Origin of the sequence: Pseudomonas auratipiscis, assembly GCF_036324085.1 — a bacterium.
Classification (GTDB): Bacteria; Pseudomonadota; Gammaproteobacteria; order Pseudomonadales; family Pseudomonadaceae; genus Aquipseudomonas; species Aquipseudomonas auratipiscis.
Map to the genome: position 1 here is coordinate 85,862 of NZ_JAZDCU010000010.1, position 25,909 is coordinate 111,770.

General features: G+C 59.8%; 17 protein-coding genes. 10 read left to right on the top strand and 7 right to left on the bottom strand.

Annotation, left to right across the window (positions count from 1 at the left end; all coding sequences use genetic code 11):
* Positions 1-33: 33 nt before the first annotated feature.
* The 6 genes from dbpA to putA all read right to left on the bottom strand — a co-directional run bounded on the left by dbpA (position 34) and on the right by putA (position 11,708).
* Positions 34-1,371: an ATP-dependent RNA helicase DbpA gene (gene dbpA, locus V0R60_RS15460; RefSeq protein WP_256658398.1), complete on the bottom strand. Its 1,338-nt coding sequence runs from the start codon at positions 1,369-1,371 to the stop codon at positions 34-36.
* A 105-nt stretch (positions 1,372-1,476) separates the two neighbouring features.
* On the bottom strand, positions 1,477-2,904 hold the full coding sequence (gene mdtD, locus V0R60_RS15465; protein WP_136478459.1) for a multidrug transporter subunit MdtD: 1,428 nt from the start codon (positions 2,902-2,904) through the stop codon (positions 1,477-1,479).
* Positions 2,905-2,962: 58 nt separating this feature from the next.
* Positions 2,963-4,258: a TldD/PmbA family protein gene (locus V0R60_RS15470; RefSeq protein ID WP_375547288.1), complete on the bottom strand. Its 1,296-nt coding sequence runs from the start codon at positions 4,256-4,258 to the stop codon at positions 2,963-2,965.
* A gap of 35 nt (positions 4,259-4,293) precedes the next feature.
* Positions 4,294-5,736, bottom strand: a complete 1,443-nt coding sequence (locus V0R60_RS15475) for a TldD/PmbA family protein (RefSeq protein ID WP_330080390.1) — start codon at positions 5,734-5,736, stop codon at positions 4,294-4,296.
* A 32-nt stretch (positions 5,737-5,768) separates the two neighbouring features.
* Positions 5,769-7,571 (bottom strand): acyl-CoA dehydrogenase, encoded by a 1,803-nt coding sequence (locus V0R60_RS15480; protein ID WP_136478456.1) that lies wholly within the window; start codon positions 7,569-7,571, stop codon positions 5,769-5,771.
* A 183-nt stretch (positions 7,572-7,754) separates the two neighbouring features.
* Positions 7,755-11,708 (bottom strand): trifunctional transcriptional regulator/proline dehydrogenase/L-glutamate gamma-semialdehyde dehydrogenase, encoded by a 3,954-nt coding sequence (putA, locus tag V0R60_RS15485; RefSeq protein WP_330080389.1) that lies wholly within the window; start codon positions 11,706-11,708, stop codon positions 7,755-7,757.
* A 354-nt stretch (positions 11,709-12,062) separates the two neighbouring features.
* Between putA and putP the strand changes: the two genes are divergently transcribed.
* From putP to V0R60_RS15525, 8 genes are all read left to right on the top strand, one after another.
* The gene (putP, locus tag V0R60_RS15490; RefSeq protein ID WP_136478453.1) at positions 12,063-13,547 is read left to right on the top strand and encodes a sodium/proline symporter PutP; all 1,485 of its coding nucleotides are present in this window, start codon (positions 12,063-12,065) and stop codon (positions 13,545-13,547) included.
* A gap of 144 nt (positions 13,548-13,691) precedes the next feature.
* Positions 13,692-14,528, top strand: a complete 837-nt coding sequence (locus V0R60_RS15495) for a 23S rRNA (adenine(2030)-N(6))-methyltransferase RlmJ (protein WP_136478452.1) — start codon at positions 13,692-13,694, stop codon at positions 14,526-14,528.
* 128 nt (positions 14,529-14,656) lie between these two features.
* Positions 14,657-16,414, top strand: coding sequence for a carbamoyltransferase family protein (locus V0R60_RS15500; RefSeq protein ID WP_136478451.1), 1,758 nt, complete (start codon positions 14,657-14,659; stop codon positions 16,412-16,414).
* Entirely contained in the window at positions 16,398-17,528 is a 1,131-nt protein-coding gene (locus V0R60_RS15505; RefSeq protein WP_330080388.1) for a glycosyltransferase, read from the top strand. Before V0R60_RS15500 ends, V0R60_RS15505 begins: the two co-directional genes overlap by 17 nt.
* Positions 17,528-18,424, top strand: a complete 897-nt coding sequence (locus tag V0R60_RS15510; RefSeq protein ID WP_330080387.1) for an antimicrobial resistance protein Mig-14 — start codon at positions 17,528-17,530, stop codon at positions 18,422-18,424. The genes V0R60_RS15505 and V0R60_RS15510 overlap by 1 nt, the downstream gene beginning before the upstream one ends.
* Positions 18,421-19,821 carry a PIG-L deacetylase family protein gene (locus tag V0R60_RS15515; RefSeq protein ID WP_330080426.1) on the top strand — a complete coding sequence of 467 codons (1,401 nt, stop codon included), beginning with the start codon at positions 18,421-18,423 and terminating at the stop codon, positions 19,819-19,821. The genes V0R60_RS15510 and V0R60_RS15515 overlap by 4 nt, the downstream gene beginning before the upstream one ends.
* A 48-nt stretch (positions 19,822-19,869) precedes the next feature.
* Positions 19,870-20,826, top strand: a complete 957-nt coding sequence (locus V0R60_RS15520) for a glycosyltransferase family protein (protein ID WP_330080386.1) — start codon at positions 19,870-19,872, stop codon at positions 20,824-20,826.
* Positions 20,827-20,890: 64 nt separating this feature from the next.
* Complete coding sequence (locus V0R60_RS15525) at positions 20,891-21,664, top strand: glycosyltransferase family 2 protein (protein ID WP_136478447.1); 774 nt, start codon at positions 20,891-20,893, stop codon at positions 21,662-21,664.
* A gap of 10 nt (positions 21,665-21,674) precedes the next feature.
* Here V0R60_RS15525 and V0R60_RS15530 read toward each other — a convergent pair whose 3' ends face one another.
* A complete protein-coding gene (locus V0R60_RS15530) occupies positions 21,675-22,277 on the bottom strand; it encodes a BUD32 family EKC/KEOPS complex subunit (RefSeq protein WP_330080385.1) in 603 nt (200 codons plus the stop codon).
* Between the two features lie 221 nt (positions 22,278-22,498).
* On the opposite strand from V0R60_RS15530, the gene msbA reads away from it, so the two are divergent.
* Positions 22,499-24,313, top strand: a complete 1,815-nt coding sequence (gene msbA, locus V0R60_RS15535; RefSeq protein ID WP_330080384.1) for a lipid A export permease/ATP-binding protein MsbA — start codon at positions 22,499-22,501, stop codon at positions 24,311-24,313.
* Positions 24,314-24,444: 131 nt separating this feature from the next.
* Positions 24,445-25,866 carry a bifunctional D-glycero-beta-D-manno-heptose-7-phosphate kinase/D-glycero-beta-D-manno-heptose 1-phosphate adenylyltransferase HldE gene (hldE, locus tag V0R60_RS15540; protein WP_136478444.1) on the top strand — a complete coding sequence of 474 codons (1,422 nt, stop codon included), beginning with the start codon at positions 24,445-24,447 and terminating at the stop codon, positions 25,864-25,866.
* Positions 25,867-25,909: the final 43 nt, after the last annotated feature.

The following is a 25,909-nucleotide window of genomic DNA, read 5'->3' on the forward strand; positions in this document are numbered from 1 at the left end:
CCCGCGATAAATCAGGCAAACTGAACCATCAACTCAAACGATGCGCACGCGCAACGAGCGGCCCTTGATCTTGCCGCTGTTGAGGCGTTGCAGTGCTTGTTTGGCCACTGCTCGCTCGACGGCAACGAAGGCCTGGAAGTCGAAAATCGCGATTTTCCCGACCTGGGTTCCCGGTAGCCCGGCATCGCCGGTCAGGGCGCCGAGAATATCGCCTGGGCGCAGTTTGTCCTTGCGACCGGCAGCGATGCACAGGGTGCTCATGGTCGGCAGCAACGGTGCGCCACTCTGGGCCTTGAGACTGTCCAGTTGCTCCCAGCGCAGGTCGGCTTTCTGCATCTCTTCGATCGCCTTGGCGCGATGACCTTCGGCCGGTGCCACCAGGCTTACCGCCAGGCCTTTCTCGCCAGCGCGACCGGTACGGCCGACACGGTGGACGTGAATTTCGGCATCACGGGCCAGTTCGACGTTGATGACCATGTCCAGTGCATCGATGTCCAGGCCGCGGGCGGCCACGTCGGTGGCTACCAGCACCGAGAGACTGCGGTTGGCGAACAGGGTAAGCACCTGGTCACGGTCGCGCTGTTCCAGATCGCCGTGCAGGGCCTGGGCGGCGACGCCTTTGGCTTGCAGGTGTTCGACCAGCTCCTGGCACTGCTGTTTGGTGAAGCAGAACGCTACGCAGGACTGCGGGCGGAAGTGTCCGAGCACCTTGCTGACGGCTTCCATGCGTTGCTCGGGAGCGATCTCGTAGAAGCGTTGTTCGATCTGGCTGTCGGCATGCAGCGCTTCGACCTTGACCGTCTGTGGGTCACGCATGAAGGCCGCGGCCAATTGCTTGATGCCCGCCGGGTAGGTGGCCGAGAACAGCAAGGTCTGACGACGCTTCGGTGTTTGTTCGATGATATCGGCGATGGCGTCGTAGAAGCCCATGTCGAGCATACGGTCGGCTTCGTCGAGAATCAGTTTGTTCAGGCCATCGAGCACCAGGGTGCCCTTGCTCAGGTGCTGCTGAACACGGCCTGGGGTACCAACGATGATGTGCGCACCGTGCTCCAGCGAAGCGATCTGTGGGCCGAGGGACACACCACCGCACAAGGTCAGGATCTTGATGTTGTCTTCAGCGCGGGCCAGGCGCCGCAGCTCTTTGGCCACCTGATCGGCCAACTCGCGAGTCGGGCACAGGACCAACGCCTGGCAACCGAAGTAACGCGGGTTGATCGGGTTGAGCAGACCGATGCCGAACGCGGCAGTCTTGCCGCTACCGGTCTTGGCCTGGGCGATCAGGTCCAGGCCCTTGAGAATGACCGGCAGGCTCTGGGCCTGGATCGGGGTCATCTGGGCGTAGCCGAGGGCGTCCAGGTTGGCCAGCATGGCGGCGGACAGCGGCAAAGTGGCAAAGGCGGTGGCAATGGTGGTCACGAGGCGGGCCTGCAAAACAAAATGTCGCGCAGTGTACCAGCCTCGAAGCCATTACCCCTAAGGCTCCATCTCCGGTTCCGGACGAGGAGCGCGCCTTCCGTCTGTCCTGGCCAGCTGCATGAAGATCGCCGCCGCCAGCATGGACATCAGGCCGATGGTCAGAAAGGTCAGCTGGAAGGCGCCCAGGGTGCTCTCCACGCCTTCGGCGCTACCCGCAGCACTGAAGCCGCCGAGCAGGGCGCCAGCACAGGCTACCCCAAGGCTTAGCGCCAGTTGCGCCACCACCGAGAGCAAGCTGTTACCACTGCTGGCACTGGCGTCGTCAAGGTCGATCAGGGTGACAGTGTTCATCGCTGTGAACTGCATGGAGTTGACCGCACCGAGCAGGGCCAACTGGAACAGTAACAAGCCATAGGGCGTGTTTTCGTCTACCAGTCCAAGGCTCGCCAGGAGCACACCGAGCAGCAAGGTGTTGGCGGTAAGAATGTTGCGGTAGCCGAAACGCTCGATCAGCGGGCGTGCGATCGATTTGGCCAGCATTGCTGCCGCTGCCAGGGGAATCATGCTCATGCCGGCCTGGGCTGGTGAGTAGCCAAGGGCAACCTGCAGCAGCAACGGTACGAGGAACGGTAGTGCGCCGCTGCCCAGGCGTGCGAAGAGGTTGCCAAGGATGCCGACGGAAAAGGTCCGGGTGCGAAATAGTTTCGGCGAGAACAGCGGGTTGTCGATGCTGCCTGCTCGCAGCCAGTACGCGGCCAGGCAGGCCATACCGGCAAACAGCAGCAACATTACGCGCAGATGCGGTAGGTGAAGTTCGCCCAGCCCCTCCATGGCGATGGTGATCAGCACCATCGCGGCACCGAACAACACAAAGCCCACACCGTCGAATCGTGTGCGTTCGCTGCCGCGTAAATCGGGGATAAAACGCCACACGGCATAACAGCCAATGGCGCCGACCGGCAGATTGAGCAGGAAGATCCAGTGCCAACTGAGAATCTCCACCAGCCAGCCGCCCATGGTCGGGCCGAGCAATGGACCGAGCAGGCCGGGAATGGTGATGAAACTCATGATTCGTACCAGTTCGGAGCGGGGGTAGGCGCGCAGCACCACCAGCCGCCCGACGGGCAACATCAGGGCACCGCCCAGGCCTTGAACCACGCGCGCGGCGACCAGCATGCTCAGGCTTTCAGCCAGAGCACAGAGGAGCGAACCGAGGCTGAACAGGAGGATGGCGCCGAAGAAAATCCGCTTGGTACCGAAACGGTCGGCGATCCAGCCAGAGGCCGGGATCAGCAGGGCCACGGTGAGCATGTAGGCGATGATCACCGATTGCATGCGCAGTGGATCCTCGGCAAGATCCCGTGCCATGGCTGGCAGCGCAGTGTTGAGGATCGTGCCGTCCAGCGACTGCATGAAGAAGGCGATCGCCACCACCCACGGAATCCAGCGGGCGGTGACAGGGTCCAGCGGGGCGCGGTTGGGCATGGTAGTTATCAATCCTTGAGGGCCCTGTGGGAGCTGGCTCGTCCCGCCATCAGGCACATCACAATGTCAACGTCAGGCGTTTGACCAATGCTCCTGGCAAATGGCTCGAGCTGGTTTGTCGCTGACCGTAGGTACTGGTCGACAGAATCAGCTCGCGCTCTGTGGTCAACGCTTCCAACTGAGAACCCAACAAACTGTAGACGCTGTCATCGAAGCGCATGGTGCTGACTGGCGCCTGGATCTTTCCGTCTTCGACCCAGAATGTGGCGAAACGGGTCAGACCGGTCATGCGCGCTGCCGGCAGGTCGGAGAAGTTCAGGTACCAGAGGTTGCTGATGTACAGCCCGGTACCCAGGCGTGCCAGGACCTCGTGCGCTGATAAATCACCCGCGGCCATGCTTAGCGCGCAGGGAGATTCATGCCCATCTGCACCGTTGGCGGCCAATTCGAACTCGGCGGCGCTGCGGGCGCAGACCAGGCGGTCCAGGCCTTGGCCTTGCTCGATCAGGCGCAGATCGTTGCGAGGCGAACCCTCGTCAGAAAAGCTCGGACTCAACGAGCCGCTGACCTGCTCGGCGATACTCACCTGCTGATTAAGGCGCGCATCGCCAGCGTACAGGCGTTGCAGTGGACTGTTCTTGTTCGCCAGTGACTGTGCGGAGAAGCCTCCCCAGCACAGCATGCCCATGATTTCGTCCATTGCCGCTGGCGCCAGGTAGGCACGGTACTCGCCCGGAAGCAGGGTTTTGAGCGGACGACCAAGGTATTCCAGTTGTTCACGCGCCTGGCGTAGGCGCAAGGCGAAGGTGTCGCTGTCCCAGTGCTGGCCGGCATAGTTGGCTTTGACTGCTTGGCCGTTACTGTGAAACAGGCTCCAGTCGAAGTTGAAGCTGTTGGCCTGGTGCCAGCCAAAAGCGCCGAACGAGCTGGCAAAGCCGCGGTAGATCGGGCCGGCGGCATAAATGCCGACCAGATCCAGGTCTCCGGCGCCTTGATCGATCTGCGTCAGCACCTGATCGATGGCAGGCAGTGCCTGGTCCTGCACACTATGGCTCTGCCAGGCGCTGTCGTTGAATTGCAAGTAAGGGTCGGCTTCCAGCAGCGGTAAGGTGGCGCGCAGCTGTTCCAGTGCCTGGGCCAGACGTTGTTGATCTACCTTCGTGTCGTTGCCGAGGGTGAATTGCAGTTCGGCCTGACGCCCGTCCTTGACCAGTTTCAATACGCAATTGGCCTGCTGTACCTCGCCCGCCTGGCGAACTTTGGCATGGTTGAAACGAATGAACTGCGATTGTTCGGCGCTGTAGCTGAGGGTGAAGTGCTCGGGTGCGCGTACCTGTTCTAGCAGGCTGGACATCAGGCGTTGAAAACTTTGCTGTGCGGTGGCAGCCATCAGGCGTCCCCTCCGAATACGTCGATCTGGCTGAACACACACGCGGGTGAGGCATGGCCGACACGAATCACCTGGTTGGGCTCGCCCTTGCCGCAGTTGGGTGTGCCCAGGACTTGCAAGGTGCTGGCATCGCCAACCGCACTAAGGTTGCCCCAGAACCGAGCGGAAACACCGCGGTAGTTGGGGTTCTTCACCACGCCCTTGAGTTCGCCGTTCTCGATCAATTGACCCCATTCGCAGCCGAACTGGAACTTGTTGCGCGCATCATCGATGGACCAGGAGCGGTTGGTGCGCATCAGGATGCCGTGCTCGATACCATGGATCAGTTGATCGAGACTCTGGTCGCCGGGTTCGATGTTGAGATTGGCCATGCGATCAATCGGCGCGCGATTCCAGCCACAGGCGCGGCTGTTGGCGACACCGTCCAGGCCCGAGCGAAACTGCGACAGCGCGCCGCCCAGCGGACGCAGCAGCAAACCGTCGCGAATCAGGAATGCTTTATCGGCGACGCTGCCGTCATCGTCATGGCTGTAACTGGCCAGTTCTTCGCTGATAGTGGGGTCGAAGGTGACGTTGAGCAATTTCGAGCCGTACTGCAGGGTGCCGAAGTCGCTGGCTTTGACGAAGCTGGTGCCGGCGTAGTTGCGCTCATCACCGAGGATTCGGTCCATTTCCAGCGGGTGGCCGATGGATTCGTGAATCTGCAGCATCATCTGGTCCGGCATCAGCAGCAGGTCACGCACACCGCTGGGGGTATTCGGCGCAAGCAACAGCTGCAGGGCCTGGTCGGCGACCTTGGCCCCGGCGCCGATCAAACCGCAGCGTTGGATGACATCGAGGCCGCCTTGCTGGCCGAAGTTCTCCCGGCCCAGGGTGCGGCTCTGGCTGTCCTGGCCATCGAAAGCCGTGACGCTGAAGCCAGGGTAAACAAAGCGTTGTGCCTGGCGTAGCTCGGCACCCGCGCTGTTCAGGTAAATCTGCTCGACGTCGCTGATGCCAAGGCTGGCCTGCCAGTTCACCAGACGACTGTCGGCGGGCACGCTGCTCGATTCGCGCGCGAGCAAGTCATAGCACTCGGCCAGAGATGCAAAGGCTTGCTCCAGGTTTGGCGAGCAATAATCGTTGCGTTCAGTGGCAACCGGTTGCTCGCTGAGGTCGAGCAGGGCGCGCGTGGATATCTGCCTGGCCAGCACTTGCGCTTGCTCCAGGGCCCGCTGCAGGCCGGACTGCGACAGGTCGGCCGTAGCGGCATAGGTTTCGACACCCTGCATGCGCACGGTGAGCATTACGCCTTCGTCGCGGTAGAAGAACGGCGGCTCGGCGACATTCTTGCGCACTGAGAGTTGCTGCTGGGACTGCTGCACATAGCGCAGGGAAAAAAATTCGGCATCGCTGCGCAGGGCGGCAAAGCGCTGGCGCAACAATGCGGTCATCTCGAACATGCAAGAACCTCCGTGTGTACGGTGGTTCCCCCTCAGAACCACTCGTCGCGCATGCTCAGGCAGGTGTCGTCGCGGGCCTCGAGCAATGCCAGCTCATTATGGCAGCCCGGCACTTCCCAGGTCAGGAAATAACGTGCGGCCTGAAGCTTGCCTTGATAGAAGTCGCGATCGGCGGGCTGGCCACCAGCCAGTCCTTGCTCGGCATGGATCGCTTGTTCCAGCCAGCGCCAACCAATCACGCAGTGACCGAAGGCTTTGAGGTACAGCGCCGAGTTGGCCAGGGCACTGCTGACCTGACCTTGGGCCAAGTCAGTGAGTAGCCCCAGGGTGACGCTCTGAAGGTGTACCTGCAGCTTTTCGAGGGGGGTACGCAGAGGGTCCAGGCCGGGATAGCCGCTTGCCCGTTTGCAGGTGCCGGCTATCAGGCGTACCAGTTGCTTGAGACCAGCGCCGTCGTTCTGCGCCAGCTTGCGGCCCAACAGGTCGAGTGACTGGATGCCATGGGTGCCTTCATGGATAGGGTTCAGGCGGTTGTCGCGGTAGTACTGCTCGACCGGGTATTCGCGGGTGTAGCCATGGCCACCGAGGATCTGAATCGCCAGTTCATTGGCCTTGAGGCAGAACTCGGAAGGCCAGGATTTGACAATCGGCGTCAGCAGGTCAAGCAGCTCATGGGCTTGCTGGCGCAGGCTTTCAGTTTCGCCGCTCTGGGTTTCATCAAAAAGCCGAGCTGCGTACAGGCCCAGGTCGAAGGCGCCTTCAACATAGGCTTTTTGCGTCAGCAACATGCGTTTCACATCAGTGTGCCCGATGATCGATACGGCGGGGGCCGCCGGATCCTTGTTGTCCGGCAGGCGTCCCTGCGGGCGCTGGCGTGCGTACTCAAGTGAATACAGATAGCCCGCATAGCCCAGCATCACCGCGCCCATACCAACACCGATGCGCGCCTCGTTCATCATCTGGAACATGCATGCCAGACCCTGATGCGGCTTGCCGACCAGATAGCCAACGCATTCGCCGTTGTCGCCGAAATTCAGCGCCGTCGACGTCGTGCCGCGCCACCCCATCTTGTGGAATAGCCCTGCCAAGAGCACATCGTTGCGAGGTCCCAGGCTGCCATCGGTATTGACCAGAAACTTGGGAACGATGAATAGGGAAATTCCCTTCACCCCCGCTGGTGCATCAGGCAGTTTGGCCAGAACCATGTGCACGATGTTTTCCGACAGTGGGTGATCACCGCCGGAGATAAAGATCTTGTTGCCGCGCAGTCGATAGCTGCCATCGGCAGCCGGCTCGGCACGGGTGCGGATATCGGCCAGGGAAGAGCCAGCGTGTGGTTCGGTCAGGGCCATGGTGCCGAAATAGCGACCTTCGATCATCGGCTGCAGAAACAGGTGTTTTTGTTCATCGCTACCAAAGCTTTCGATCAGGTTTGCCGCGCCCATGGTCAGGAACGGGTAGGCCGTTGTTCCGGCGTTGGCGGCCTGGAAATGGGCAAAGCAGGCTTGTGAGAGCAGGGTAGGTAACTGCATGCCGCCAGCGTGGAAGTCGCGGCTGGCATTGAGGAAACCGGCTTCAAGGAAGGCATCAACTGCCGGCTTCACCTCTGGGATCAACACCGCTTCGCCATTTTCGAAACGCGGCTCATGTTCGTCGCCCTTGCGGTTGTGCGGCGCGAAGTATTTCTCGGCGATGGTGCGTGCCGTGTTCAGGGCGGCGTCAAAGGTCTCGCGATTGTGCTCGGCAAAGCGCGGGCGTTGGGTAAGGGCCTCGGCATCGAGCACTTCGTAGAGTTCAAAGGCCAGGTTGCGGGCGCAGAGCAGGGTCTCGGACATGACGGCATTCCTGTTCGGGGATGGCCGAGTCTAGGCAGGGAGGCGAAAGCTGCACAGCTAAATTGATGCGGTTGATAGTGAGTTAAAACCCGTAACCCATGGTCTTGAAAGCACCGCGGGGCAAGCCCGCTCCCACTGCTCGGTGGGAGAAGGCTTGCCCCGCGATAGAGGTGCCGCCGACTATCAGCCGATAGTCATCAAGCTTGCGTTACCACCTGCGGCAGCAGTGTTGACGCTCAGCGCGCGCTCGATCACCAGACGCTCCAGAGCAATCGAGGTTTCACCCGACGACAGGCCGTGAACACCGACGATTGCGCCGGCGCGTTTGGCCACTTGCTCGCAGACTGCGCGCAACTGATCGGAATGACCATGGTGCAGGACGGCGTCGAACACGACTTCATCCTTGGTCCAGTCACCTACCAAGGTGATGCGAGCCTGTACTTCTTTGGGCAGACGATTGCGCAGGGTTTTGCTCAGTTCACCTTCCGGCCATACCGCCGAGCTGCCAACGGCCAGGACCGCAGCCAGTTGAGTCAGCAGGTCGGCCTCGACCTCGGCCAGGCACAGCACGTGTTCGCGCGGCAGGATGGTGTAGCTGTTGCGCTCACCGGTTGGACCGGCCAGCAGACGGCTGATACCACTCTGCGACTGCTGGGCGAACTGGTCGCAGAGGCTGCCGAGTTCGTTCAGCTGGTTGCTAGCCGCCCAGGTCTTGAGTGCTTGCAGAGGCTTGCTCAGCTCATCACGCATACGCGTATCAGGGGTGTGCTCGCCATCAGTGCGCTGGAACGTTTTTTCGATCGCATCGGCTGGACGAGTCGACAGCAGGCGGTACAGGTACAGCGGGCCACCTGCTTTCGGGCCAGTACCGGAGAGGCCTTCACCACCGAACGGTTGGACGCCGACCACGGCACCGACGATGTTTCGGTTGACGTAGACGTTACCGGCATTGACGTTGTCGATGACCTTGGCGATGGTTTCGTCGATCCGGGTGTGAACACCCAGGGTCAGGCCGTAACCGGAAGCGTTGATCTGTTCGATCAGTTGGTCGAGGTTCTTGCGGTTGTAGCGCACCACGTGCAGTACCGGGCCGAAGATCTCGCGTTGCAGTTCGTCGAAGCTTTCCAGTTCGATCAGCGTTGGCATTACAAAGGTGCCGCGTTTGATCTCTTCGCCGTCGGCGATTGCTACCTGGTACACCGAGCGACCTTTGTCGCGCATGCCCTGGATGTGCTTCTCGATGCCGGCCTTGGCTTCGGCGTCGATGACCGGGCCGATATCCACGGACAGGCGCTCTGGGTTACCCAGGCGACTTTCAGCCATGGCGCCCTTGAGCATCTCGATAACGCGATCGGCCGAGTCTTCCTGCAGGCACAGCACGCGCAGTGCCGAGCAGCGTTGACCGGCGCTGTCGAAGGCCGAGGACACTACGTCGATGACCACTTGTTCGGTGAGCGCCGAGGAGTCGACGATCATTGCGTTCTGGCCACCGGTTTCAGCGATCAGTGGGATTGGACGGCCTTGAGCGTCGAGGCGACCGGCAATGTTGCGTTGCAACAGGCGCGCAACTTCGGTGGAGCCGGTGAACATCACGCCTTTGACGCGATCATCACCCACCAGGCGGGCGCCGACGGTTTCACCGCGGCCTGGCAGCAACTGCACCACGCCTTCAGGGATACCCGCTTCGAGCAGCAGGCGTACAGCCTGGGCTGCTACCAGTGGCGTTTGCTCGGCTGGCTTGGCCAATACCGGGTTGCCGGCTGCCAGGGCAGCAGCGACCTGGCCGCTGAAGATAGCCAGCGGGAAGTTCCATGGGCTGATGCACACCACAGGGCCCAGTGGGCGGTGGGCATCATTGCTGAAGTCGTTCCGGGCCTGTACGGCGTAGTAACGCAGGAAGTCGACCGCTTCACGGACTTCGGCGATGGCGTTGGCGAAGGTCTTGCCCGCTTCACGAGCGAGCAGGCCCATCAGCGGCTGGATTTCGGCTTCCATCAGGTCGGCAGCGCGCTCCAGGATCGCGGCACGCTCGGCGGGCGGCGTGGCCTGCCAGATAGGCGCGGCATTGAGGGCGCACTGAATGGCGTTGTCGACGTCAGTGACTGTGGCTTCCTGCACATGTCCCACCACATCGCGGTGATCGGACGGGTTCAGAACAGGGGCAGCGGCTTCGTTGCTGGAAGCGCAGCCAAGCATCGGCGCGGCTTTCCAATCATTGTGGGCACTGGCCAGCAGGGCGCAGGACAGCGACGCCAGGCGATGCTCGTTGGCCATGTCGATGCCGGCGGAGTTGGCGCGCTCGGCACCGTACAGATCGCGCGGCAGTGGAATGCGCGGATGCGGCAGACCGAAATTGCCTTCCTGAGTGGCCATTTGCTCGATGGTCGCGACCGGATCGGCAACCAGTTCCTGAATCGAGATCGACTGGTCGGCAATACGGTTGACGAACGAGGTGTTGGCGCCGTTTTCCAGCAGGCGACGAACCAGGTAGGCAAGCAGGGTTTCATGCGTGCCGACCGGTGCGTACACGCGGCACGGGCGGTTCAGCTTGCCATCGGCAACCTTGCCGACAACCTGCTCGTACAGCGGCTCACCCATGCCATGCAGGCACTGGAACTCGTACTGGCCTGGATAGTAGTTCTGACCGGCAATGTGGTAGATGGCCGACAGGGTGTGGGCGTTATGGGTGGCGAACTGCGGATAGATGACTTCAGGCACCGACAGCAATTTGCGCGCGCAGGCAATGTAGGACACGTCGGTGTACACCTTGCGGGTGTATACCGGATAGCCTTCCAGTCCTTCGACTTGGGCGCGCTTGATCTCGCTGTCCCAGTAGGCGCCTTTAACCAGCCGGATCATCAGGCGATGACGGCTGCGGCGAGCCAGATCGATGACGTAATCGATCACGTACGGGCAGCGCTTCTGGTAAGCCTGGATCACGAAGCCGATACCGTTCCAGCCGGTCAGCTGTGGCTCGAAGCACAGGCGCTCGAGCAGATCCAGCGACAGCTCCAGGCGGTCAGCTTCCTCAGCGTCGATGTTCAGGCCGATGTCGTATTGCTTGGCCAGCAGGGTCAGCGACAGCAGGCGTGGGTACAGCTCTTCCATTACGCGCTCGTACTGGGCGCGGCTGTAGCGTGGGTGCAGCGCCGAGAGCTTGATCGAGATACCCGGGCCTTCATAGATACCGCGGCCGTGGGAAGCTTTACCGATCGAGTGGATCGCCTGCTCGTAGGAGGCCAGGTATTTTTGCGCGTCGTGCTCGGTCAGTGCCGCTTCACCGAGCATGTCATAGGAGTAGCGGAAACCCTTGGATTCGAACTTGCTGGCGTTGGCCAGGGCTTCGGCAATGGTTTCGCCGGTAACGAATTGCTCGCCCATCAGGCGCATGGCCATGTCGACGCCCTTGCGGATCATCGGCTCGCCGCTCTTGCCGATGATGCGGCTCAGCGAGGAGGTCAGGCCGGATTCGTTGTGGGTCGAGACCAGCTTGCCAGTCAGCAGCAAGCCCCAGGTAGCAGCGTTGACGAACAGCGACGGGCTATTGCCCAGGTGCGGCTGCCAGTTACCGGTGCTGATCTTGTCGCGGATCAGGGCGTCGCGGGTGCCTTTGTCGGGGATGCGCAGCAGGGCTTCGGCCAGGCACATCAGTGCAACGCCTTCCTGCGACGACAGGGAGAATTCCTGCAGCAGCCCCTGGACGATACCGGCGCGGCCACCGGCGCTCTTCTGGTTACGCAGCTTTTCAGCGATGCCGGCGGCCAGCTTGTTGGTGGCTTCAGCCATGGCGACCGGCAGACGTGCTTGTTCGAGCAGCATCGGCACCACTTCCGGCTCAGGACGGCGGTAGGCTGCGGTGATGGCCGAGCGCAGGACCGATTGCGGCAAGATGCTTTCGGCGAACTCGAGGAAGCACTGGTGGCTATGGTCGCCCTGTACTTCGCCGGCTTCGTCGCCGTGACCAATGGCCTGACCGTTGAGCTCGGTCAAGGTGGCGCCACCCTCAAGTTTCTCCAGGTAATTGAAGATCGCTTGCTTGATCAACCAATGCGGCGTGCGGTCAATGGACTGCGCAGCTGCTTTGAGTCGCTCACGGGTTGGGTCGTCAAGTTTGACCCCAAGGGTGGTCGTCGCCATTTCTTATCCTCATTATTGCCACAGGGCTGTGGCTTAAGCTGGCGCCAAGATTAGCCGTGCGCGAATTCGGGTGCAACCTAGTGCAACCCAAAATATGTAGGAAAAAAGTGCAACTCGTCCGGTGATTAAAACCACACGAGCAAAATGGCTGTTTATGGTGCGATTTCTTCTGTTGGTTGCGCTTTTTGCTCCAAAAAGGAGCAAAAAGCCGTTGTAGCGCAAAAAATCCGACGAGGTGCAACTTCAGCGCAAAAACAGGTTGCACCTACTTTGCGTTGTTGCATAGGATTCGCGGCCTGGGTGCAACCTTCTCGAAGGCTGTCACTACATAAAAACAAACGCCAGGGCGCAACAATGAGTTTTAGCAATCCTATTACGATCACGTTCGTGATCTATATCGCAGCAATGGTGATGATCGGCTTCATGGCCTATCGTGCCACCAACAACCTGTCCGACTATATTCTCGGTGGCCGCAGCCTCGGTAGCGTGGTGACTGCGCTTTCGGCTGGCGCCTCGGACATGAGCGGCTGGTTGTTGATGGGTCTGCCGGGTGCCATCTATATGTCGGGTCTGTCGGAGGCCTGGATTGCCATCGGCCTGACCGTCGGTGCTTACCTGAACTGGTTGTTCGTTGCCGGTCGTCTGCGTGTACAGACTGAGCACAATGGTGACGCGCTGACCCTGCCGGATTACTTCGCCAGCCGTTTCGAAGATAACAGCGGTCTGCTGCGCATTATCTCTGCCGTCGTTATTCTGGTGTTCTTCACCATCTACTGCGCTTCCGGCATCGTTGCTGGCGCTCGTCTGTTCGAGAGCACCTTCGGCATGTCCTATGAAACCGCGCTGTGGGCCGGTGCTGCGGCGACTATCGCCTACACCTTCGTTGGTGGCTTCCTGGCAGTAAGCTGGACCGATACCGTCCAGGCGACTTTGATGATTTTTGCCCTGATCCTGACCCCGGTGATCGTATTGATCGCCACCGGCGGTGTCGACACCACCTTCCTGGCCATTGAAGCCAAAGGTGCTGGCAACTTCGACATGTTCAAAGGCGCAACCTTCATCGGCATCATCTCGCTGATGGGCTGGGGCTTGGGCTACTTTGGCCAGCCGCACATTCTGGCGCGCTTCATGGCCGCCGACTCGGTCAAGTCCATTGCCAATGCCCGTCGCATCTCCATGACCTGGATGATCCTGTGCCTGGCGGGTACCTGCGCTGTTGGTTTCTTCGGCATCGCCTACTTCTCGGCGCACCCGGAGCTTGCAGGCCCGGTTACCGAGAACCACGAGCGTGTGTTCATCGAACTGGCCAAGATCCTGTTCAATCCATGGATCGCCGGTGTACTGCTGTCGGCCATCCTGGCGGCGGTAATGAGTACCCTGAGCTGCCAGCTGCTGGTGTGCTCGAGCGCCCTGACCGAAGACTTCTACAAGACTTTCCTGCGCAAGAGCGCCTCCCAGCTTGAGCTGGTATGGGTGGGTCGCCTGATGGTGCTGGCCGTTGCGCTGATCGCCATCGCCCTGGCTGCCGATCCTGACAACCGTGTACTGGGCCTGGTGGCATACGCCTGGGCTGGTTTCGGTGCGGCCTTCGGTCCGGTAGTGCTGATCTCGGTGTTGTGGAAAGGCATGACCCGTAACGGCGCGTTGGCCGGTATCGTGGTCGGTGCAGTGACTGTGATCCTGTGGAAACGATTCGATACCATGGGTCTGTACGAAATCATTCCAGGCTTTATTTTCGCCAGCCTGGCAATCTTCGTATTCAGCAAGTTCGGCAGCCCATCCAAGTCGATGGTTACGCGTTTCGAAAATGCCGACGCGGCCTATCACGCCGGCAAGTAATGGCGGTTTGATCGGTGTCTGACAACGGCCCGGCTACTTATCAGTAGTCGGGCCGTTGTCATTTCAGCCGATCGCATCCTTGGGCAAGCCAGCTCCCATAAGGCGGTTTTGCAAGGTAAACTGCACGGTCTTGCAGGAGTTGCCATGAACTATCGTCACGCCTTTCACGCCGGCAACCACGCCGACGTCTTCAAACACCTGGTATTAACCCGACTGATTGCGCTGATGACGCGCAAGGAACAGCCGTTCGCTTACCTGGATACTCATGCTGGCCTGGGGTTGTACGACCTGCAGGGCGACCAGGCGACGCGCACCGGGGAGTGGTTGGAGGGTGTTGGCCGGCTTTGGGGGCGGGATGACTTGCCGGAAGTTACCGCGGATTACCTGAAAATCCTGCGCAAGATGAACCCTGACGGTGAGCTGCGTTACTACCCGGGCTCGCCCGAGTTGGCCCGGCGCCTGGCGCGCCAGCAGGATCGCGTGTTGCTCAACGAGAAGCACCCTGAAGACGGGGCCATGCTCAAGGACAACATGAAGAAAGATCCGCGCGTTGCCGTGCACCTGGGTGAGGGCTGGCACGTTCCGCGTGCGCTGTTGCCGGTGCAGGAAAAGCGTGCGGTGATGCTGATTGATCCGCCGTTCGAGCAGGCTGACGAGCTCAAGCGCTGTACGGTTGCCATGAAAGAGGCAATCAGTCGTATGCGCCAGACGGTCGCAGCGATCTGGTACCCGATCAAGGATCAGCGCCAACTGGTGCGCTTCTATCAGGACCTGACCAGCACCGGCGCACCGAAGTTGCTGCGAGTGGAGCTGTATGTGCATCCCCAGGACAGCCCGCAGGGCCTGAACGGCTCGGGCTTGGCCATTGCCAACCCGCCGTGGGGCCTGGAGGAAGAGTTGCGTGCCTTGCTGCCATGGTTGTCCCAGGTGCTGGCGCAGACCCAGGGAAGCTGGCGCATGGATTGGCTAATCGCCGAGTAGAAATGGCGGTCGGCTCAAATGCAGTGAGCCCAGCCGGCGCCCGCACTTTACGTTATAATCCCGCTCTTTCATTGCCGCTCGCCCCACCGGGCCTGGGCGCATATTTACAGTTTGAAGAGGCTAGACCCTTGGCATTGACGATTCTTGGCCTGTCCGGCGCCCTTAGCCATGATCCTTCCGCGGCCCTGTACATCGACGGCAAGCTGATTGCCGCCGCTGAAGAAGAGCGCTTCGTGCGCGACAAACATGCAAAGAACCGCATGCCCTACGAATCGGCGAAGTTCTGCCTGGAGCAGGCTGGCATCAAGCCGTCCGACGTAGACGTGGTGGCCATTCCGTTCGCCCCGATCAGCTTGTTCGGCAAGGCCCGCTGGCACTATGCCAAACGCTACTGGTACGCCCCGGATCGCGCCCTGGACGCGATTCTGATGGGCAACCGTCGCTACAAGCGCTATCGCAAAAAAATCGTCTGGTGCCTGGAACAGCTGGGTTTTGACCCGAAAAAGGTCAAGATCGAGCCGGTCGAGCATCACCTGGCTCACGCCTCCAGCGCTTATCACTGCTCGGGCTTCAAGGAAAAAACCGCGATCCTCGGCATTGACGGCAAGGGCGAGTACGCCACGACCTTCTTTGGCTATGGCGAAAACGGCAAGATCCACAAGATCAAGGAATTCTTCGATCCGGATTCGCTGGGTGGCCTGTACGGTGCAATCACCGAGTTCCTTGGCTTTGAAATGCTCGATGGCGAGTTCAAGGTCATGGGCATGGCGCCGTATGGCGATGCCAGCAAGTACGACTTTTCGCGCCTGGCTTCGTTCGAGAACGGCGAGTTGGTGATCAACACCGACTACGCCAACGTCATCGGCCTGCGCCGTTACAAAGAGAAGGGCAAAGGCTTCTACTTCTCACCGAAGCTGATCGAGTGGCTGGGTCCCAAGCGCGAAGGCGACATCGCCGACGAGCCTTACATCCACTACGCAGCCAGCATGCAGGCGCTATTCGAGAAGATCGCCCTGCAGATGATCGACCACTACCTGGGCGACATCCTCAAGGAAACCGGCAAGCTGGCTTTTGCTGGCGGTTGCGCGCTGAACGTCAAGCTCAACCAGAAAATCATCGCCCGTCCCGATCTCAAGGAACTGTTCGTCCAGCCGGCCTCCGGCGACGCTGGTACTGCGGTCGGTGCGGCAGCCTACGTTTCCCACGCCCGTGGCGTGCCGGTCGAGAAGATGGAGCACGTCTACCTCGGCCCTGAATACTCCAACGAAGACGTGATCGCGGCGTGTGCCCGTCACCCGAGCCAGCCGAAATGGCGCAAGCTCGACAACATGCCTGAGCAGATCGCCAAGATCATGGTCGACGGCAATCCGGTGGCCTGGTTCCAGGGGCGCATGGAATTTGGTCCGCGTGCTCTGGGCGGCCGCTCGATCATTGGTTGCCCAAGCGTTGCCGGCGTTGCCGACCGCATCAACCATCAAATCAAGTTCCGCGAGCGCTGGAGGCCTTTCTGCCCGTCGATGCTCGACACGGTTGCACCGCAAATGATCAAGATCGATCATCCGGCACCCTTCATGACCTTCACCTTCGAAGTTTCCGAAGAGTGGAAAACCCGCGTACCCGAGGTCGTTCACGAGGACGGCACTTCACGTGCCCAGGTGCTCAAGCGCGAATACAACCCGCGCTACTACGACATGATGAAGGCCTTGGAAAACCTCACCGGCAACGGTGTTTCGTTGAACACGTCGCTCAATCGTCGTGGTGAACCGATGATCTGTTCGCCGACCGACGCGCTGAACATGTTCTTCGGCTCGGATCTGCAATACCTGATCATGGAAGACATCCTGGTAGTCAAGGACGGCGCGAACAGTTATGACGTCCAAGGCTGACAAGCGCGTTCTGCAGTTCTGCCACGGCTATGACGGTCCGTTCTTGGACTGTGCGCGGCAGTACGCCAGCCTGTTCAGCGGTAGCGGCTATAAGGTCACCACGGTGTTTCTTACCGGCGCTGCCGACCCTCAGGTCGCTGCTGGCTGTGCCTCGGACGAAGTGATCTTCCTGGAATTCAGCTCCAAGGCCATCAGAGGCCTCAAGCTGGGGGCGATCCGTGCACTACGACGGATCGTGGCCACGCGTGACTTCAGTTTCTGCATCGCCCACCGCTTCAAGCCGATTTATATCACCCTGCTTGCCAGTCGCCTGCCGGTGATTGGTGTGCACCATGCGTTTGGCGACTATCAGCGTTCCAGTCGCCAGTTGTTTGCCAATCTGTTCCGTCGGCGCCTGAGTTTGCTGGGCGTTTCCGACGCGGTACGTGACGATATGCGCAAGTGTCTGCCGAAATGGCCGGTCGAGCGTATCCAGACCCTCTACAACCGTATCGACGTTGAAGCGCTGCAGGCCATCCAGGTATCCGCTGCGCAGGCCCGTGAGGTGCTGGGGCTGGAGCCGCAGGCATGGATTGTCGGCAATGTCGGTCGACTGCACCCGGACAAAGACCAGGCTACCTTGTTGCGCGGCTTCTCCCAGGCATTGCCAGGGCTGCCGGCGGGCGCGCGTCTGGCCATTCTCGGGAAGGGCCGTCTTGAGCAATCGCTCAAGGATCTGGCCGCCGAGCTGGGTATTGCGGCGCAGGTGGATTTTCTCGGTCAGGTACCTGATGCGCGTCGCTATTTTCGCGCCTTTGATGCCTTTGCCCTGAGCTCTGATCACGAACCATTCGGTATGGTTCTGCTTGAGGCGATGGTGGCCGGAGTGCCGCTTCTGGCGACAGCTTGCGGTGGTGCGGTGGAAGTGGTCGAGGGCGTCGGCATCCTCTTTCCGCTCGGCGACGCCGAGCATCTGGGGCAGGGTCTGCAGCATCTGGCTGCGCTGGACGAAGACCAGCGTCGGGAGTGTGCCGAGCGCATGCTCCAGCGCCTGCGTGAGCGTTTCTCCGACTCGGCAGTGCGCGAGGCCTTCTGGCAATTGCCCCACGTCCGTGCGCTAACAGCGGAGGCTTGATGCTCAATCATATTCAAGGCTGGCGCGAGCGAGGCTGGGCGCCAATCGATGCGGCGGCCTATGCGCAGGCATGGGAAAAATTTGGCGGCAGTGTCGCCACGCATCCGCTGGTGATCGAACAACTGGCTGATCTTGCGCAGATCCCGGTGCGCTATCTGGGCTGGTCGCACAATGGCGAGCTCAAGGCGGCGATTCCCACCTGGGGGCGCCATCTGGCGCTGTCCAAGGACGTGCTCAAGCGTCAGGGCAAAAAAGGCCTGTACGACTTGGGCAATGCCGAGCTGATCCTGCCGGCAGCCGCCGACGCTCAGGCGCCCCTGCGCCATGCCGGACGTTATCTGTCCGAGCTCAATCGGGGCCGTTTCGCCAACCTCAAGCCCCAGGCCGAAGCATTGGCAATGGCGCGTACGCCTGAGGACCTGTCGAAGAAATTCCGCTACAACCAGCGCCGCGAGTTGCGTTTGCTGGAAGAGGCGGGTGGCCAGGTGCGCCCGGTCAGCGATTTTACCAGCACTGAGCTGGCGGCCATCTATTGCGACCTGTTCCAGCGCCGCTGGGAGTTCCCGGCGACCGGTGCTGAGCGCATGCATGAAGTGATCGAACGCTTGCGCGAATTGTTGGTGGGTTCGGTGCTGTTTCTTGACGGTGCGGCCATTGCCATTCAACTGGTTTACCGGGTGGAAGCGCCCGAGTGGATCAGCGTCGAGTACATCAATGGTGGCGTTGACCCGCAAACCAAGGCCTTCAGCCCGGGAAGCGTGTTGAGTTTCCTCAACACCCAGGCAGCCTGGGAGGATGCACGGGCACGCAACAAGCCACTGCGCTTTTCCTTTGGTCGCGCTGATCGCGAGTACAAGGATCGCTGGTGCAACCCCGTGCCGGTATTTCAGGTGTGAGCCGCAAGCAACAGCTGCTCCGCCAGCACCGGCGCAACAAGCGGCTGGGGCTGCTGGTCGGCCTGGTGGTGTTGCTGGCCTTGGGTATTTTCGTGCATTGGTGGTTGCCGCTGTTGCTGCTGCCGTTGCTGTGGGCTGCACACGAGGCCTGGTTTGCCGACCATTTGTTCTACTCGCCCGGTGAAGACTATCAATATCAGTTTCCCCAGGCATGTGCGGCGCAGCCGGTGGCGTTGGTGGACGGCGTTGTGCAGGTGCAAACGCCCTTGCAACTGGTCGGTGACGAAACCCTGGTCCTGGCATTGCGCTTGAAAAGCCGCTGGCTTGGCCGCTTCCTCGATCCTGCTGTGGTCGTAGATGACGTCGATTGCCAAACCTTTGAACGGGGTGTGGCCGGTCTTCGTTACCTGAATTTGACCGGTCTTGGCGAGCCACTGGCGGCAGGGCGCCTGCGTTTGCGTGGACGCCATTGTCGCTTGGCTGGTGAAGGGCAATTGTGGGTTGTTCCGGGTAATGATCTGCGCATGAAGCGGGTGATGGTTATCGCCCCGCACGCCGATGATGCCGAACTCGCTGCTTTTGGCCTTTATAGCCAGGCCGAGGAAACCTGGGTGGTGACGCTGACTGCCGGTGAAATCGAGGCAGAGCATTATCAACAAATGGGCTTGGCTCAGGCCGAGGCTGCTCGCTTGAAGGGCCGTCTGCGTGCCTGGGACAGTATTGCTGTGCCACGCTGGGCGGGTGTGCCGGAATCGCAGTGCGTGCAACTGGGCTATTTCTGCTTGCAGCTCCCTGCCATGCAAGCAGCGCCGGATCAGGTAGTGCCTTCACGCGAGGCGGGGCTGGACGATATCCGGTTGTTCCGGCAGTTCAACAGCATGATGTTACCGGCAGATGAGAATGGCGCGCCTACCTGGAACAACTTATTGGCCGATTTGCGCGCCTTGCTGCTCAAGGCGCGTCCCCAGGTTCTGGTGATGCCACATCCGGTTCTTGACCCGCATCCCGATCATATCTGCGCCCAGGCCGCTGTGCTCGAAGCGTTGCAGGGGTTGGAGTGGCAGCCGGAAACCATTCTGGGCTATGCCAATCACCTGCACGACAACGACCGCTGGCCGATGGGTGACAGTGGCGCCGGTGTTGCGTTGCCGCCACAACTTGAGGGCGGCGAAGGATGGTCTCCGTACAGCCTGACGCTGGACCTGGCGACCCAGCGTGACAAGGCGATGGCGCTTGGCATGATGCATGACCTGCAACCGCCCGCCCCATTCAAGCGTCGTATTCGCCGCCTGCTGCAACGTTGGTTGGCTGGACGTCGCGCATCACCGTATGGAGAAAACGAGTTTTTCCGCAAAGCGGTGCGTCGACATGAATTGTTCTGGCGTCGTGATCTCTAATACCGGCGCATGACTGTTAGCGGTCGAGCAAAGACCGCAAGGAAAACAATGAAAGTTCTATTTCTGGTGCAGAAAGAACAACGGGCAATTCTGGACCGTCTGTATGACGGTGTTGCAGCCCATTGCGAATGTGATCTGCGCTGGTTGAGCAGTGCCGATCAGCGCAACCTGCGCAGCTATTTCCGTCGCGAAGTCGACGTCGAAAAGTATGATCGGATCGTGTTCTTCTTGCGCTTCAAGCAAGAGATCCGTCAGGTCGGCTTCATTCAAACGGTGCCGAATCTGGTCATCCTCGAGCACGACGCCTACCAGAACTATATCCCGTGCAAGTACACCGGCAAGTTCAGTGCGCATTATCGCCAGATGCCGTGGGTGCGAGTGATCAGCTCTGGTTACATGGTCAGTGAACGCCTTCGCCAGGAAGGCTTCGACGCCGAGTTCGTCCCCAAAGGCTACGATCAGCAACTGCTCGCCGATCAGGGCCGCGAACGCGACATCGAACTGGCATTTGTCGGCAGCACCAATAGCGTTGCCTACAGTGGGCGCAAAGCATTGCTCGACGAGCTTGCCCAGGTCGAGAACCTGTTGGTTACCCGGACCAAGTCCGGTGAAGAGTACTGCGACACGCTGAACCGTATTCGCTTCTTCGTCAGTGCCGATGTCGGCATGGGCGAGTACATGATCAAGAACTTCGAGGCAATGGCCTGTGGTTGTGTTTTGCTGGCGTTTGACCAAGGTGAAGCAGAGAATCGCGCCTTGGGTCTGCAAGATATGCACAACGTTGTGCTGTATGACAGCATTGCAACATTGCAGGAAAAGCTGAAAGTATTGCGCGCTGACCCCGCGCTGGTTGAACGTATTGGCATAAACGGTCGTGATCTTGCCGTTTCGCAGTTCAGTTTCGCCCAAGTGGGCCGTAGTATCGTTGAAAAAATGCAGCCACCTCTGCGTTCCCGTCCAGCCTTGACCGGTTGGCAGCGCTTGCGTTTGAGACTGGGCATCTAAGCCGTCTGTCCCGTACGCGGGATGTGGTCTTGAGCAATCGAATACAGAAGATGGAGACAATCCGGTGCGATTCAGTGACAACAGTGATGTAACCCTGGTGGTTACCAGTTGCGGGCGCTTCGATCTGCTCAAGCTTACGCTTGAGAGTTTCGATCGCTTCAATACTGCACCGATCCGCGAAGTGTTCATCACCGAAGACTCGGGAGATGACGCGGTCCATCAGGCTATTCCCGAGCACTGGAAACCGCACTGCAAAGTGTTCGTCAATCGTCCCAAGTTGGGGCAATTGGCGTCGATCGACCTTGCTTATGAACAGGTGAAAACCCACTACATCTTCCACTGTGAAGATGATTGGGAGTTTTATCGCCCAGGATTTGTCGAGGATTCTCGCAACATTCTCGAAGTCAGCCCGCACTTGCTGCAGGTCTGGCTGCGCAGCTATGCGCACGACTTGAAAATACACAGCCCTTATCTGCATCTGGGGGAGCGTCAGTTCATTGCCGGTGTTGCCTGTTATCCCATGTTGTCGGATAAGCCGGAGTGGCAAAGCTTCTCGTTGAACCCAGGTTTGCGCCGGTTGAGCGATTATCAGCGTTGCGCCCCGTTTACTGCCTACTCTGGCGAGAAGGCAATATCGAAACGCTACGCGGAGCTGAATCTCACTGCGGTCAGCCTGGAGGCCGATGCGGTGCTGCACACTGGATTTGGCGCGCATATCGGTTTGCCCGAGGAGCGTCGGCGTAAAAAACAGCGCCGCAAACGTGATCGGATCAAGCTTTTCCTGACCTTGGTAGTCGGGGTGATTCTGGGCGTGGGCGTCGGCTTTTTCGCACATTGACCCCTGGGTCTCAGCCCAGTAAGGCGCGTTCCAGTTCTGCCAGTGGGAACTGATCTTCAAGGCGTTCGCGGGCAATGTAGCGGGCGAAGTGTTGTACGTTGCGCCTGACCATGCGGCTGGAAAGCGGCGCTCGCATGAAGCGCATGTCGGCGACATCGATCAGGCCCAGCTCCTGCTCTGGCGTCACGACAATATTGCCCAGGTGCAACGAGCGGAAGTAGATCCCCGACTGGTGCAGTTTACGCACCAGGCCGACCAGCTCCGGAAGGCGCTCCTGCCAACTGAATCCGGCTTTGCGAGACAACTGGCTAAGGGTTTCACCAGGCAGCGGGTGGTACAGCACTGCCGTCATTCCGGGTGCGTCCAGTTTGTAATACTTCAAAACCTTCAGCGTAGGGATACCCTTTTTCTCCAACTGCACTGCGTTGTCGATGAAGCGTTGGGAGTAGGGCCGCAGCAAGGCAGATGAAATCAAGCGCTTGCGCCTGAAAAGCTTAAGAATGTTGCCGTCGTTAAGCAGGTACACTTTGGCGCCGTAGCTATCAGCCTCGAGCACCTGGGCGCCAAGGATGAGTTTGTCGAGGTCGACCTGGTGTAGACGGGAACATTGCATGGAGAATGGCCTTGCCAACGGGCTAGCAAAAGGACCGGCAATAATGCCGAAATTTTTCCGGATGTACCATGCCGGTGTTATGGAAACGACGAGGATGCGGGTGATGCAAGCAAGGCTCAGGCCTTGGTTGTCGCCTGTTTCCCTCTGATATGGCCAGGATGCATGCCCGTTGACCGGGCTGTGATAAAATTTCCGGTTCAATCTGAACAGCGAGCTCGATGATGGCCGAAACACCGCTAAACGCGGAGCAGCAGAGCAGCTCCAGCCTGAAAATCTACTTCCGGCTTCTGAGCTATGTGAAACCGTACATCGGCATTTTTGCGCTGAGTATCCTCGGTTTCGTCATCTTTGCCTCGACCCAGCCCATGCTGGCTGGGATTCTCAAGTACTTCGTCGACGGCCTGAGCAATCCTCAGGCGGTATTGTTTCCCAATGTTCCTTACCTACGCGACCTGCAGTTACTGCAGGCGGTGCCGCTGCTGATCGTATTGATCGCGGCCTGGCAGGGGCTGGGTTCGTTCCTGGGTAACTACTTTCTGGCCAAGGTCTCGTTGGGGCTGGTGCATGACCTGCGGGTCGAGTTGTTCAACAAGTTGCTGGTGCTGCCCAACCGTTACTTCGACAACCATAACTCTGGCCACCTGATCTCGCGCATCACCTTCAACGTGACCATGGTCACGGGTGCTGCCACTGACGCTATCAAGGTCGTGATTCGCGAAGGCCTGACCGTGGTCTTCCTGTTCATTTACCTGCTGTGGATGAACTGGAAGCTTACCCTGGTGATGTTGGCAATCCTGCCAATCATTGCCGTGATGGTCGGCAGTGCGAGCAAGAAATTCCGCAAGCAGAGCAAGAAGATCCAGGTGGCGATGGGTGACGTGACGCATGTCGCGTCCGAAACCATCCAGGGTTATCGTGTGGTACGCAGTTTCGGTGGTGAAAACTACGAGCAGCAGCGGTTTGCCAACGCCAGTCAGAGCAATACCGACAAACAATTGCGCATGACCAAGACCGGGGCGGTTTATACCCCGATGCTGCAGTTGGTGATTTATACCGCGATGGCGGCACTGATGTTCCTGGTGCTGTTCCTGCGTGGCGATGCCACGGCGGGTGATCTGGTTGCGTACATTACTGCCGCGGGTCTGTTGCCCAAGCCGATTCGACAGCTGTCGGAAGTCAGCTCGACTATCCAGAAGGGTCTGGCCGGCGCCGAAAGTATCTTCGAACAGTTGGACGAAAGCCCGGAAATCGATAACGGAACGGTAGAGCTGGAGCGCGTAGAGGGGCGCCTTGAAGTGCGTAACTTGAGCTTCACTTATCCAGGTACGGAACGTCAGGTACTGACCGACATTTCCTTTACTGCAGAACCGGGGCAGATGATTGCACTGGTCGGCCGTTCGGGGAGTGGCAAGTCCACTCTGGCAGGGTTGATTCCACGCTTCTACCACCATGACCAGGGGCAGATCCTTCTGGATGGCGTTGAAATCGAGGATTACCGCCTGCGTAACCTGCGTCGCCATGTTTCGCAGGTGACCCAGCATGTGACCCTGTTCAACGACACCGTGGCCAATAACATTGCTTATGGCGACCTGGCCGGTGCGCCGCGTGCCGATATCGAGGCTGCCGCCGCTGATGCCTATGCCAAGGAATTCGTCGACCAGTTGCCGCAGGGCTTCGATACCCAGGTCGGTGAGAACGGTGTACTGCTTTCCGGTGGCCAGCGCCAGCGCCTGGCGATTGCCCGTGCCTTGCTCAAGAATGCGCCGCTGCTGATTCTCGACGAGGCCACCTCAGCGCTCGATACAGAGTCGGAGCGGCATATTCAGGCTGCGCTCGATCATGTAATGAAAGGCCGGACTACACTGGTCATCGCACACCGCTTATCGACCATTGAAAAGGCCGACATGATTCTGGTCATGGACCAGGGCAAGCTGGTCGAGCGTGGGACTCATTCCGAGCTGCTGGCCGCCAATGGCTACTATGCCCGGCTGCATGCCATGGGGCTGGACGAGCCGGTCAAGGCTGATATTACCTGAGCCTGTTGCCGGAACCCGCCCCGGGTTCCGGCAGACTTCCTGCAATAGCTTGTCAGAAAGGCGGTAATCAAGCCTTTGCCTTGCCTGTGCTAATATCCTGCCCCTGTTAATTTTGTATATATGGGTTGCCCATGAAGTTGTCCATGCCGCGTTTCGATCAAGCCCCGGTACTGGTAGTGGGCGATGTTATGCTCGACCGCTACTGGCATGGCGGTACCTCTAGGATTTCGCCTGAAGCGCCGGTACCGGTGGTCAAGGTCGAACAGATCGAGGACCGTCCTGGTGGTGCGGCCAACGTTGCGTTGAACATCGCCGCCCTGGGTGCTCCAGCAGCACTGGTCGGGGTTACCGGTCAGGACGAGGCTGCCGACAGCCTCGCCAATAGCCTGCAAGCTGCAGGTGTACGCTCGATTTTCCAGCGCATCGCGCACCAGCCGACCATCGTCAAACTGCGGGTCATGAGCCGGCATCAGCAACTGCTGCGCATCGATTTCGAAGAGCCTTTCGCCACCGACCCGCTGTCGCTGGGCGCCGAAGTCGATAGCCTGCTCGATGGCGTGAAGGTGTTGGTGCTGTCGGACTACGGTAAAGGCGCGCTGAAAAACCATCAAAGCTTGATCGAGGCAGCCCGGGCCCGAGGGATTCCGGTGTTGGCCGATCCCAAGGGCAAGGATTTCTCGATCTATCGCGGTGCGAGCCTGATCACCCCGAACCTCAGCGAATTCGAAACCATCGTCGGTCGTTGCGCCGATGAAGCGGAACTGGTGGCCAAGGGTGGCCAACTAATGCGCGAGCTCGACCTGGGTGCCCTGTTGGTGACCCGTGGCGAGCACGGCATGACGCTGTTGCGTCCCGAGCATCCAGCCTTGCACCTGCCAGCCCGTGCCCGTGAAGTCTTCGACGTCACCGGTGCCGGGGATACCGTGATCTCGACCCTGGCTGCTGCTATTGCTGCCGGTGAAGAACTGCCCCATGCCGTGGGTTTGGCCAACCTGGCCGCCGGTATCGTGGTTGGCAAACTCGGTACGGCTGCAATCAGTGCACCTGAGCTGCGTCGCGCCATTCAGCGTGAAGAAGGTTCCGAGCGTGGTGTGTTGAGTCTCGACCAGCTTCTGTTGGCCATAGACGATGCCCGCGCGCACAAAGAGAAGATCGTCTTCACCAATGGTTGCTTCGATATCCTTCACGCCGGTCATGTGACTTACCTGGAGCAGGCGCGGGCCCAGGGTGATCGACTGATCGTTGCGGTCAACGACGATGCTTCGGTAAGCCGTCTGAAGGGCCCTGGGCGTCCAATCAACAGTGTTGATCGGCGCATGGCCGTACTGGCTGGCCTGGGTGCTGTGGACTGGGTCATCAGCTTCCCTGAAGGTACCCCGGAAAACCTGCTCAGCCAGGTCAAGCCAGATGTGCTGGTCAAGGGTGGCGACTACGGGATCGACCAGGTGGTGGGTGCCGATATCGTCAATGCCTATGGCGGTACCGTGAAGGTGCTGGGCTTGGTTGAGAACAGTTCGACCACGGCCATCGTCGAGAAAATTCGTAAGAACTAGGCCGCAGCGCTTCTCTCACAAAAAAGTAACGGATTCTGACCAG

Coding starts and splice junctions, on each gene's coding strand:
- V0R60_RS15520 (WP_330080386.1), top strand. CDS start 19,870: ATGAAAGTTCTATTTCTGGTGCAGAAAGAACAACGGGCAATTCTGGAC.
- V0R60_RS15530 (WP_330080385.1), bottom strand. CDS start 22,277: ATGCAATGTTCCCGTCTACACCAGGTCGACCTCGACAAACTCATCCTT.
- V0R60_RS15475 (WP_330080390.1), bottom strand. CDS start 5,736: ATGTTCGAGATGACCGCATTGTTGCGCCAGCGCTTTGCCGCCCTGCGC.
- putP (WP_136478453.1), top strand. CDS start 12,063: ATGAGTTTTAGCAATCCTATTACGATCACGTTCGTGATCTATATCGCA.
- putA (WP_330080389.1), bottom strand. CDS start 11,708: ATGGCGACGACCACCCTTGGGGTCAAACTTGACGACCCAACCCGTGAG.
- V0R60_RS15470 (WP_375547288.1), bottom strand. CDS start 4,258: ATGTCCAGCCTGCTAGAACAGGTACGCGCACCCGAGCACTTCACCCTC.
- V0R60_RS15505 (WP_330080388.1), top strand. CDS start 16,398: ATGACGTCCAAGGCTGACAAGCGCGTTCTGCAGTTCTGCCACGGCTAT.
- hldE (WP_136478444.1), top strand. CDS start 24,445: ATGAAGTTGTCCATGCCGCGTTTCGATCAAGCCCCGGTACTGGTAGTG.
- V0R60_RS15510 (WP_330080387.1), top strand. CDS start 17,528: ATGCTCAATCATATTCAAGGCTGGCGCGAGCGAGGCTGGGCGCCAATC.
- dbpA (WP_256658398.1), bottom strand. CDS start 1,371: ATGCTGGCCAACCTGGACGCCCTCGGCTACGCCCAGATGACCCCGATC.
- V0R60_RS15495 (WP_136478452.1), top strand. CDS start 13,692: ATGAACTATCGTCACGCCTTTCACGCCGGCAACCACGCCGACGTCTTC.
- mdtD (WP_136478459.1), bottom strand. CDS start 2,904: ATGCCCAACCGCGCCCCGCTGGACCCTGTCACCGCCCGCTGGATTCCG.
- V0R60_RS15480 (WP_136478456.1), bottom strand. CDS start 7,571: ATGTCCGAGACCCTGCTCTGCGCCCGCAACCTGGCCTTTGAACTCTAC.
- msbA (WP_330080384.1), top strand. CDS start 22,499: ATGGCCGAAACACCGCTAAACGCGGAGCAGCAGAGCAGCTCCAGCCTG.